This window comes from Streptomyces katrae (genome assembly GCF_000966975.1).
Taxonomy (GTDB): Bacteria; Actinomycetota; Actinomycetes; order Streptomycetales; family Streptomycetaceae; genus Streptomyces; species Streptomyces katrae.
This window is the reverse complement of record NZ_JZWV01000574.1, coordinates 1-10,463: the sequence shown is the minus strand read 5'-3', so window position 1 is coordinate 10,463 and position 10,463 is coordinate 1. Positions and strand designations below refer to the sequence as shown.

The window sequence follows — 10,463 nt, the reverse complement described above, 5'->3', positions numbered from 1 at the left end:
CCCCTCGGCGTAGANCTCCTCGAAGAGGGCGGGGGTGAGGTGCGGCCGCAGTTCGCGCAGGACGGGCAGCAGGTCGGTGATGAGCCGCGGGTCGCCGGGTTCCAGGTCGATGATCTTCATGGGGACACGGTAAGGGTCCGCCCCGGTTCAGCGGACGTGCGCGAGTTCCAGGAAGCGGTGCAGGTCGTACGCCGCATCGAGCGCGCACACACCGGTCGCCGCCAGCAGCGCCGCGGCCGCGGCGAGCAGCAGGGGCGGGCTCTGGGGCGGGGGAGCCAGGAGGGCGGCGACGCGCCGGGGGACCATGCCGGGCCCGGGACGGCGGCCGAGGATGCCGAGGGCTGCGGCCGGGACGCGGCTGCGGGCGCGGCTGCGCTTGGCGGCGACGGCGGCCCGGGCGACGGTCTCGGCGACGGCACGGCGGTTCCCGCTCCGCCGGGCGGCGTGTTCGTCGGCCCACCGTTCGACGGTGTAGGTCACGGCCCGGGCCAGCGGCCGCAGGAGCGGGTTGGCGGCGGCGGCCAGCTGCGCGAGGGAGACGAACGCGTAGTGGTGGTGGCGCAGGTGGGCGCGCTCGTGGCTGAGGAGGATCTCCCGCCCCGCCGCGTCGAGGGCGTCGAGCATGCCGTGGGAGATGACGATCCGCCCGGGCAGCCCGGGCATGGCGTACGCGTCCGCGCCGGGGTCGTCGGTGACGACGACCGGGCCGGGGCCGGGCAGGCAGGCCGCCTCCAGGGCCGCGGACCACAGGGCGCCGGCCCGCCGCGCCGCCAGCCGGACCGCGGCCAGGACGGCCGAGGGCCAGCAGGACGGCGCCCGCGAGCGCGGCCGGCCACGCGGCAGGGTCCTGCCGGGCGATCACCTCGGGCGAGTAGCCCTTGAGGGCGTCGACCAGGGGAATGCGCACCAGCCCGGCCAGCGCGAGCAGGCCCAGGACCAGCGTGCTGGAAGCGGCCAGCAGGAGGCCGGCCGCGGTCAGCAGCCAGGTCGCCAGACGCGGCTCCAGCCGGCGGGCCAGCGGTTCGGCGCACAGCCCCGCCAGCGCGGGGAAGAGGAGGGGGAGGTAGACGGCCAGGTGCATCGCCGGAGACGGCTCCCTATCCCTCGGGACCCAGCAGGCGGCGCAGTAGGTCCTCGTCGTCGTCGGACAGCTCGTCGACGAAACGGGTCAGGACCGAGGCGCGGTCGCTGCCGCCCTCCATGACCCGGTACATCTGCCGCGCGGTGAGCCCCGGCTCGTCGGTGACCGGCGCGTAGGCGTAGCTGCGCCCGCGCGGGGTGCGCTGCAGGACGCCGCGCGCCTGCAGCCGGGCCAGGGTGGTTGGTGGCCACCGTGGTGTGGGCGGGGGCGGCGGTGAGCCGCCCGGCCACCTCGCCGGGGGTGAGGGCCCGGTCCGCGGCGTGCAGGACGGTGATGACCTCCTTCTCCAGGGCCCCGTTCGCCCGCCGTGCGCCGCTGCCCCGGCCCGCCGGCTCTTCGCGCGTGCCCACCGCCGCCTCCTTCCGTCCTTCGCTCGTGGTCCAGAGTAACTTCTATTCGCGAATAGAAGTTACTCTGTCCGTCGCGTGCGTCCGGACAGGATGCCCGATGCCCCGTTCAACCCAACCGAAGGTGAAGGCACGTGAGCGCGATCAGTGTGGGCCAGGCCGTAGTCCTGGGTGTCGTGGAGGGGGTGACGGAGTTCCTGCCGGTCTCCTCCACCGGCCACCTCAAGATCACCGAAGGGCTGATGGGCATCCCCGTCGACGACAAGTCCGTCGTCGCGTTCACCGCCGTGATCCAGGTCGGCGCCATCGCGGCCGTCCTGACCTACTTCTCCAAGGACATCGCGCGGATCGTCACCGCCTGGGGGCGGGGGCTGGCCAACCGCGAGGAGCGCTACCACCACGACTACAAGTTCGCCTGGTGGGTCATCTACGCCACCATCCCGATCGTCGTCGTCGGCCTCGCCGCCAAGCCCCTCATCGAAGGACCGCTGGCCTCCCTGTGGGTGGTCGCCGGCTCGCTCATCGTCGGCAGCGGCCTGATGTGGGCCGCCGACCAGATGGGCCGCCACAAGCGGGGCGAGGACGACACCTCCCTCAAGGACGCCATGCTGGTCGGCTCCTCGCAGATCCTCGCCCTGCTCTTCCCCGGCTTCTCCCGCTCCGGCGCCACCATGTCCACCGGCCTGATCCTGGACCTGGAACGCGTCGCGGCCACCCGCCTCTCCTTCTTCCTCGGCATTCCGGCACTGACCGGCGCCGGCCTCTACGAGCTCAAGGACGCCCTCGGGGCCGGCGTGGACACCCTCCCGCTGATCGTCGGCACCGTCGTGTCCTTCGTCGTCGCCTACGCCTCGATCGCCTGGCTGCTGAAGTACGTCGCCAAGCACTCCTTCAACGCCTTCGTCGTCTACCGCATCGTCGTCGGCCTGCTCCTCTTCGGCCTCCTCGGCACGGGCGTCCTGACCGCCTGAGCCTCAGCACCCGAAGCACCATCCCCCTCACCGCCCCCGGCCGCCTCGCAGCCGGGGGCGCCTGGTCGGAGCGCCTAGTTCCGCAACGGCGCCGGTTCCGAGATGATGTGCGCTCGTCATCCCCGGCGGAGAGGAACGGAGCATGACCACCGTGTGGTCAGGGCGGGGCGCATTCCGTCGCAAGCCGATCGAGCACATCGAGGAGCCCGAAGGCGCCCCCAGCGAGCGTCTCACCCGCACCCTCGGCCTGTTGCAGCTCACGGCCATCGGCGTCGGCGGCATCATCGGCGCCGGCATCTTCACCCTGGCCGGCACGGTCGCCAACCAGGTCGCGGGACCGGCCGTACTCGTCTCCTTCCTCATCGCCGGCATCGCCAGTGCCGCGGCCGCGTTCTCCTACGCGGAGTTCGCCGGCCTGATCCCCAAGGCCGGCTCCGCCTACACCTACGGATACGCGGTGCTCGGCGAAATCGCCGGCTGGTTCATCGGATGGGACCTGCTGCTGGAGTACACGGCCATCGTGGCCGTGGTCGCCATCGGCATCTCCGGGTACTTCAACTTCCTCCTGGAGGAGACCGGAGCCTCCCTGCCCACCTGGATGCTCGGCGCCCCCGGCACCGGCGAAGGCCACCGCTTCGACCTCATCGCAGCCGTCCTGTGCCTGTTCACCGCCTACCTGCTCAACCTCGGCATCAAGAACGCGGCTCGCTTCGAGACGGTCGTGGTCGGCCTGAAGGTGCTGGTGGTGCTGCTGGTCATCATCGTCGGCTTCTTCCACATCAATTCCGACAACTACACCCCCTTCTTCCCCTTCGGGGTGGGCGGAGCCTTCACCGGCGCGGCCACCGTCTTCTTCGCCGTCTTCGGCTACGACGCCATGAGCACGGCGGCGGAGGAGTCCAAGGACGCACAGCGGCACATGCCCCGGGCGATCATCTACTCGCTCGCCATCGCCATGGTCCTGTACGTCCTCGCCTGCCTGGTCCTGACGGGCATGCAGAAGTACACCGACATCGACCCCGAGAGCGGCTTCTCCAGCGCCTTCAAGGCGGCAGGACTGCCCGTGGTCGCCGACGTCATCGCCGTCGGCGCCATCATCGGCATCCTCACCGTGATGTTCACGTTCATGCTCGGCGTGACCCGCGTGTGGTTCTCGATGAGCCGTGACGGACTGCTCCCGCGCTGGTTCGCCAAGACCCACCCGACCCGGCACGTCCCCACCCGCGTCACCTGGATCGTCGGCGTCGCCTCGGCGGTCATCGCGGGCTTCGTACCGATCGGCGAGGCGGCGGAACTCACCAACATCGGCATCCTGCTCGCCTTCGCGGTCGTCTGCACCTCCGTCATCGTGCTGCGCTACCGGCGCCCCGAACTGCCCCGCACCTTCCGCACCCCCCTGATGCCCTTCCTGCCCGCCGTCGGCGTCATCGCCTCGATCTGGCTCATCACCTACCTGCGCGTGGAGACCTGGATCCGCTTCGTGGTCTGGTTCCTCATCGGTCTCGTCATCTACTTCGGCTACTCCTACCACCACTCCCGGCTGGCCCGGCCCACGGGCACGCCCGGCAGCGGGGGCCTGCCCGAGTAGGGCACGGGGCACGGGCCCCGTGCCCTTGCCCGTGCCCTTGACCGCGCGCCGGTCCGTCAGAGGCTGATGGAGCGGAACTCCTCCACCACCGTGAAACCCGTGCTGTCGTACAGGCTCATCGCGACCTCGTTGCCGCCGAAGACGTTGAACATCAGCACCTCGTCACCGCCCTCCCGGGCGGCCCACTCGCCCACGGCCATCGCGGCCCGGCCGTAACCCCGCCCGCGGTGCTCCTCGTACACCTCGAGGGAGAACCCGAAGGTGACGCCCGGCAGGAAGCCGTGGTTCACCCAGCCGCTGCCGACCACCTCGCCACCGGCCTCCAGCGCGTAGAAGGCGTGCCCCGGCGTCAGGTAGCCCTGGGGGAGGTGCTCGGCGAAGTCCCGGTCGGACTTCTCCTTCGCCTGCTGCGGGGTCAGGGCCCCGGCCCGGACGATGTCGCCTATCCGCATCCGGTTCTGCCCCCGTACCGGATAGTCGGCGAAGGCCCCCGCCCCGCCGGTGAGCCGGACGACGACCCGCTCGGCCCCCTGCTCCGCACACCACCGCTCGGCCCAGGCGCGTCCCCGCGCCGCCGTCAGGTCGTGGATCCGCCCCACGCCCACCCCGTCCTCGTCGGCCACCCCGACGGCGACCCACCCCGTGCCGTCCGTGGCCACCGTCCAGTCCTCGATGCCTTTCACGGCCCGCTCCCGCAGGGCCCGCGCCAACGGCTCCGGGCACCCCGCGCCCCGGTAGGCGGCCAGCAGCCGCTCTTCGAACTCGCTCCGCCATTCGCCCCGTTCGGCGACGATCTCCATCTCGGTCATCCGTCCAGCCTAGCCAGCGGCACCGACAGGGCCCGGGAGCCGTAGGAGCGGGCCGGCGGACGCGCGGACGTGCGGACGTGCGGACGGCCCCGCCCGGGCGTCGGATGCGCCGGACGGGGCCGTCCCAGCGGCCAGGGGCCGCAGCGGATCAGGTGTTGATGCAGGTGTTGCCCGCCGCCGGGTTCAGCAGGCCGATGATGTTGATGGTGTTGCCGCACACGTTGATCGGGATGTGGATCGGCACCTGGACGACGTTCCCGGACAGCACGCCCGGGGAGCCGATGGCGGTACCGCTGGCGTTGGCATCGGCGAGGGCGGAACCCGAGGCGCCGAGGATGCCGACAGCAGCCAGCACGGTGGCGGCGAAGGCAGTGCGAATACGCATGTCACTCCAAAGTCGATGACGGACGTCGAACCAGGATCACACCGCCTACGGGGCCCATTTCCCCCGCATTCACCTGACCACCGGCGTGTCACGGCGAAGTCGCCGGCCCGCACGTTTCTGCACGGAAACGACAGTTCGATCGTCGTACGCCCGTCGTCCGGCCGGCGGCAGGGCACATCGTCCTCCCGCTCGTTGATTCATTTTCGGCGGGCGGAATTCGCAGGTGGCCGGATCCAAGCAGGGATGATGGCGCCGTGAGCTCTGCTGCCCGATTTCTGGGCGGCATTCCGAGGATTTCGTCAATTGGCCCGGCTGTAGCGGGCGGTGCCCGTCCAGATGCGTTCGAGCCGGACGCGCGTGCCGGGTCGGGGGGCGTGCCAGATCTTGTCGTGGCCCGCGTAGATGCCGACGTGGCTCATGGTTCCCCCGGTGGGGAAGAAGACCAGATCCCCTGGTGCGCGCTGGGTGCGCGAGATGTGGTCGGTGCTCTCGTACTGGGCTTCCGCGGTGCGGGGAAGGACCCGGCCGGCCTGGCGGAAGGCGTAGAGCGTGAGGCCCGAACAGTCGAATTCGGCGGGCCCGGTGGCGCCGTAGACGTAGGGGGCGCCCTTCTTGGAGGCTGCGATGGTGACGGCCTTTATGCCGTAGAGGGAGGCGGCCTGTGCGGGCATGGACGGGGTGAACAGTGCGGCGGTTACGGATAGCGCGAGGAACAGGGCCGGAGAACGATGGATCTCCCGGTGTTTATTTGTTTTGGGCAATCGTGATACCTCCGCATTCAACTGCGTTACGGCTCCCGACGACCGCCCATTTTGCACGAAATGCCCATGCCTGAGGTGCCGGACACGACAGGAAATATCTCGGTTGGGCAAAGCAATCCGAGATGATATTCCTTCACCTTGTCCGACCATTCCGCTCGTCGGTCCGGTTCACGACGCGCAGCGGAACACGAACCGGCCCGGACCGTCCCCCGGCCGGCCGACGCGGACACCCCCCTCGACGCAGCCTGACGCCCCCGCCGACCTGCCCGGCTCCCCGCCCCGTCCTTACGGTGCGGAGCCGGGAGCGGGGTGCCCCTTCCTCCGGGGCGACAGGTACTCCCGGAACACCCGCGCGGAACGCGGGTTCTCGCCGCACTGCCACACACCGTGCGGGCAGTAGTCGGTGATGCTGTGGTACAGCGGCCGGTGATCGGCGATCCACGCCAGCATCCGGCGCATGTACTCGGGATTGTCACCGTTGCGGAAGAGCCCCCACTCGGGGTACGAGATCCGCTTGTGGTGCGCCTTGGCGAAATCCACCTGCTGCCGGAGCCCGTAGGGCTGGTCGACCATCTCGTCGAAGGAATCGCCGGGAGGCTGGTCGTAGGAGTCCATGCCGACGATGTCGACCACGTCGTCCCCCGGGTAGCACTTCGTCCAGGGGACCGCGTCCCTGCCGCGATTGGGCGCGAAGTCGAACCGGAAGCGCTGCCCCTCCACGGAGCGCATGGCGGCCACGATGCGCCGCCAGTACCGCTTCCAGCTCTCGGGGTCGGGCCGGCACCGGTGGGTGTAGTTGAAGCCGTTCATCTCCCAGCCCAGCACGATCACGGTGTCCGGCACCCTGAGGCCGACCAGCCGCTCGCCCAGCCGCCGGAAGTGCTGGTCGTACTCGCCCTCCGCACCGGCGCGGAGCAGCTCGGCCACCCGGTCGTCCGGGACGTCGGCCTCGTTCCCCTCGAACATGGGCACGTTCAGCACGAACAGCCGGTCCCGCCGCTCGGCCCGCCACCGCGCCCAGCTGCGCAGGGAATCGGGCGCCCCCTCGATGTTCGCCCAGGTGTCGCCGGGCAGATAGGTGTGCCCGGCGCGCAGGTCCGTCCCCCCGAGCCAGCGCGACAGCCCCTGCATCCGGTCGACGCCGGGCGAGCCGTAGTGGAGGTAGGCACCCACCGCGACCCCGGAACCGGCACCGCTCCCGCCCGCCCCCACGCGAGGTGCGGGGGCGGGGCCGAGCCCGCCGGCGAGCAGGCCGACAGCGGCCACGCCGGCGCAGGCGCCGGCCATCCACCGCCCTGTACGGGACATGTCGTCTCCCCGAGCCTCGGGAACAGATGCGTGTGACAGCGACGCTAGACACCCGGACGCCGCCCGGCCCGCCCGGTGCCCCGATCCTGGGCCATTCGCGGTACCGGGTCCGCCGGGACCGGGCCGACCGGGTGAAGGCCGCCCGCCGGCGCGTCCCTTCGGGTGACGGGCGTCCGCGAAGGGAACCGCCGCGGCGCCCGCCGGCTCCACTGAGGCATGAGCGCGAATGTGATCACCATCGAGATCCGGGGCCTGGAGCCGGCGGCCGTGAAGGCGGCGGAACAGATCTCCGCCCTCTTCTCCGCCACCGTCCCCGCCCCGCCCTGCCGGACGCGCGGCGAGGACGAGGTGCTCGTCCGCATCCAGGCCGACATCGGCCGTACCCCCGGCGCCGGAGGCTACACGGACACCTGCGCCTGACCTCGCCGGAGTCCCGGCCCGCCCGTGCGTGTGCGGGAGCGCGTGCCGTTCCCCGCACGCCCGGCGCACGCTACCGGCGGGCCACCGGAGGCTGTTGCCGCCCCTCTCGTCACGGGTCGGGCACGGTCAAGCCGATTGTCACTCTATTCCCGCTAAGGGATGGACGGCGTAGGTTCGTTGAACTTCGCATGCTTATGCTTCACCCGCTATGACCGAAAGTCAGACATCCCGCGCGTTACGCGCACCAGTCGACGTGCTCGTGCTCGGCGCCGGACCGGCCGGACTCGTCCTCGGAAACCTCCTGCTCACCGCAGGGATCGACTGCGTGATCCTGGAGCGGGCCTCCCGCACCCACGTCCGCGACCGGGCCCGCGCCGGGTTCCTCGCACCGAACACCGCCCGGATCCTGGAACGCCACGGACTCGCCGACGGCCTGCACCGGTACGGCCGCCGGCACGGCACCTGCGAGTTCCGCACCCGGGACGGCCGGTTCCGCCTCGACTACGGCGCCCTCGGCGAGGACACGCGGCACCACGTCTACCCCCAGCAGGACCTGGTCACGGACCTCCTCGAGCACTACCTCGGCCGCGGCGGACGCGTCCACTTCGACACCGAGGCTCTCGCCGTGCACGACGCCGACGGCCCCCGGCCGGCACGGGGCGGCCCGCCGCTCCCTGCCGCCGGGCACCGTCCGCCACCAACACGATCACGGCGTGACCTGGCTCGGCCTCCTCGCCGAGGCCCCGCCCAGCCTCGACGCCGTCGGCTACGCCCTCCACGACCGGGGCTTCGCCGGACACATGGCCCGGACCCCGCAGGTGACCCGCTACTACCTCCAGTGGCAACGCGGCACCGCCGCCGACGCCTGGTCCGAGCAGCGGATCTGGGACGAGCTCGACATCCGGATGGGCGCCGCGGACCACGGGCCGCTGCACCGCGGCCCGTTCCGGGAACGCGGCCTCTTCGACCTGACCTGCGATGTGATCGAGCCGCTCCGGCACGGCTCGCTCTTCCTGGCGGGCGACGCCGCGAGCCTGCTCGCCCCGGCCGCGGCGAAGGGCGCCAACCTCGCCGTCCTGGCGGCCGAGATCCTGGCCACGGCCCTCCTCGGCGCCCTCACCCGGGGCGACACCACGGGACTCGACGGATACTCGGACCGGTGCCTGGAACACATCTGGAAGGCACAGGAGTTCACCGGGTGGATGACCCGCCTGCTGCACTCGGCACCCGAGACCGGTGGGGACGCCGGATCGTTCTTCCAGGCCGGCCTGCGCCGCTCCCGGATCGCCTCGCTGCGCACCTCGCGCATCCACCAGGACTGGTTCGCCGCGAACTACGTGGGCGTCTGACCCCCACGAGCCGCCCCCTTCTTCCCTCCACCCGGACCGGTTCTCCCACCCGGGCCCACCGCGCCCGGCCCCCGGCCCCACCCGGCTTGCCCCTGCTCTGCCTTGCCCTGCCCTGCCCTGCCAGACCACCAACGGTTTCGAGGACATGCCCACGATGACGACGGCCACGACGATGACGACGGTGCCGCTCCACGACGAAACGATGCTGCTGGACGACACGGCCCGCCTGCGCGCGGCGGCCGCCTTCGTCCGCGAGCACGACAGCGCCTCCCTGCTCCCGCTCCTCCTGCCCGGCATCGAGGGCCCGGACCTGCGGGCCCTGGCCGGGCACTGCCACTTCGCCCACGCCGGGATCCTCGTCTTCCCGCCCGACGAGGAGACCCTGCGGGCCCGACTCGGGGACTGCGGGCTGACGTTCGACGCCCCCTCCCACCCCAGCGTGGTCGTCCGTGAACGCCTCGCCCGCCGCCACCGGCTGGCCCCGGCCGACCTCGACGTGCGGATCCTGCGCCCGCAGGTGCGGGGCACCGACGGGGAGCGCCGCGCGGTCGAGGTCTTCGCCCTGACCGTCCCCCCGCACTCGGGCCTGGAGCGGATCGCCGCCCCCGAGCGGACCGCCGGGCACGAGGCCCACCTCGCCTTCGAAGTCGACCACCCGGACCCGCTGGTCCTGCGCGGCCTGTGCGCGATCCTCGCCCGTCACGGAGCACACCCCGACGGCGGCGGGTACAACCCGCACGAGGACGGCACCGTGCTGTACTTCACCACCCCCGCCGAGGGAGTCAGCGGCTACCGGCGGCTGGAGCTCTACGCCCACGGCGACCACCGCGACTCCCTCGCCGCCCACCTGGACCACACCCACCCCCGGCTTGCGAGCCCGCCCGCCGAAACGCTCCTTCACCTGCTCACCGGCGCGTGGACCACGCAGGCCCTCGCCTCCTTCGCCCGGCTGCGCCTCCCCGACGCGATGGACACCCGTACCGCCTCCACCGCCCGCGACCTCGCCCGCCTCACCGGCACCGATCCCCGCGGCCTCGCCACCCTGCTGCGCTACCTCGCGATGCTCGGCGCCGTGACCCGCGAAGAACTCCCGGAGGGACTCCCGGAGCAACTCCCCGAGGAATTCCCGGAGGAAGGTTTCCGCCTCACCGCGCTCGGAGCCCTCCTGCGCGCCGACGCCCCGGATTCCATGCGCCCCCTGGCCCTCATGTACGGAGGCCCCTTCTACCGTTCCTTCGGCGAACTCGACCACGCCGTACGGACCGGACAGCCGGGCTTCGACCACCTCCACGGCGAGAACCACTTCGACCACTTCGCCCGCGACCCCGAACTCGCCGACCTCTTCGACCGCTCGATGGCCGCGAGCTCACGCATGTTCCAGCCC

At 71.8% G+C, this 10,463-nt stretch carries 9 protein-coding genes and 2 pseudogenes; 5 read left to right on the top strand and 6 right to left on the bottom strand.

The features are described 5' to 3' along the window. Positions 1–147 precede the first annotated feature (147 nt). Together VR44_RS41365 and VR44_RS48870 are read right to left on the bottom strand one after the other, a co-directional pair. On the bottom strand, positions 148–720 hold the full coding sequence (locus VR44_RS41365) for a M56 family metallopeptidase (protein ID WP_245692051.1): 573 nt from the start codon (positions 718–720) through the stop codon (positions 148–150). A 377-nt stretch (positions 721–1,097) separates the two neighbouring features. Next, on the bottom strand, positions 1,098–1,289 hold the full coding sequence (locus VR44_RS48870; protein ID WP_342669373.1) for a BlaI/MecI/CopY family transcriptional regulator: 192 nt from the start codon (positions 1,287–1,289) through the stop codon (positions 1,098–1,100). A gap of 333 nt (positions 1,290–1,622) precedes the next feature. Between VR44_RS48870 and VR44_RS20815 the strand changes: the two genes are divergently transcribed. Both VR44_RS20815 and VR44_RS20810 read left to right on the top strand, forming a co-directional pair. Further along, positions 1,623–2,459: an undecaprenyl-diphosphate phosphatase gene (locus VR44_RS20815; RefSeq protein ID WP_045949063.1), complete on the top strand. Its 837-nt coding sequence runs from the start codon at positions 1,623–1,625 to the stop codon at positions 2,457–2,459. A 142-nt stretch (positions 2,460–2,601) separates the two neighbouring features. Then, positions 2,602–4,047 carry an amino acid permease gene (locus VR44_RS20810; RefSeq protein ID WP_045949062.1) on the top strand — a complete coding sequence of 482 codons (1,446 nt, stop codon included), beginning with the start codon at positions 2,602–2,604 and terminating at the stop codon, positions 4,045–4,047. Between the two features lie 56 nt (positions 4,048–4,103). On the opposite strand, the gene VR44_RS42795 is transcribed toward VR44_RS20810, so the two are convergent. From VR44_RS42795 to VR44_RS20790, 4 genes and pseudogenes are all read right to left on the bottom strand, one after another. Continuing rightward, entirely contained in the window at positions 4,104–4,856 is a 753-nt protein-coding gene (locus tag VR44_RS42795) for a GNAT family N-acetyltransferase (RefSeq protein WP_052713732.1), read from the bottom strand. 148 nt (positions 4,857–5,004) lie between these two features. Next, entirely contained in the window at positions 5,005–5,241 is a 237-nt protein-coding gene (locus VR44_RS20800; RefSeq protein WP_045949061.1) for a chaplin, read from the bottom strand. 299 nt (positions 5,242–5,540) lie between these two features. Beyond that, positions 5,541–6,002: a C40 family peptidase gene (locus VR44_RS20795; RefSeq protein WP_063778947.1), complete on the bottom strand. Its 462-nt coding sequence runs from the start codon at positions 6,000–6,002 to the stop codon at positions 5,541–5,543. 288 nt (positions 6,003–6,290) lie between these two features. After that, positions 6,291–7,310 (bottom strand): annotated as a pseudogene (locus VR44_RS20790) (glycoside hydrolase family 26 protein); the annotation flags it as partial. 216 nt (positions 7,311–7,526) lie between these two features. Here VR44_RS20790 and VR44_RS20785 point away from each other — a divergent pair. The 3 genes and pseudogenes from VR44_RS20785 to VR44_RS20775 form a co-directional block, all read left to right on the top strand. After that, on the top strand, positions 7,527–7,730 hold the full coding sequence (locus VR44_RS20785) for a hypothetical protein (protein ID WP_157880367.1): 204 nt from the start codon (positions 7,527–7,529) through the stop codon (positions 7,728–7,730). A gap of 208 nt (positions 7,731–7,938) precedes the next feature. Beyond that, positions 7,939–9,079 (top strand): annotated as a pseudogene (locus VR44_RS20780) (FAD-dependent monooxygenase). A gap of 154 nt (positions 9,080–9,233) precedes the next feature. Beyond that, a partial coding sequence (locus VR44_RS20775; RefSeq protein WP_052713731.1) for a methyltransferase family protein occupies positions 9,234–10,463 on the top strand: 1,230 nt, incomplete at its 3' end.

Coding starts and splice junctions, on each gene's coding strand:
- VR44_RS20810 (WP_045949062.1), top strand. CDS start 2,602: ATGACCACCGTGTGGTCAGGGCGGGGCGCATTCCGTCGCAAGCCGATC.
- VR44_RS42795 (WP_052713732.1), bottom strand. CDS start 4,856: ATGACCGAGATGGAGATCGTCGCCGAACGGGGCGAATGGCGGAGCGAG.
- VR44_RS20800 (WP_045949061.1), bottom strand. CDS start 5,241: ATGCGTATTCGCACTGCCTTCGCCGCCACCGTGCTGGCTGCTGTCGGC.
- VR44_RS20785 (WP_157880367.1), top strand. CDS start 7,527: ATGAGCGCGAATGTGATCACCATCGAGATCCGGGGCCTGGAGCCGGCG.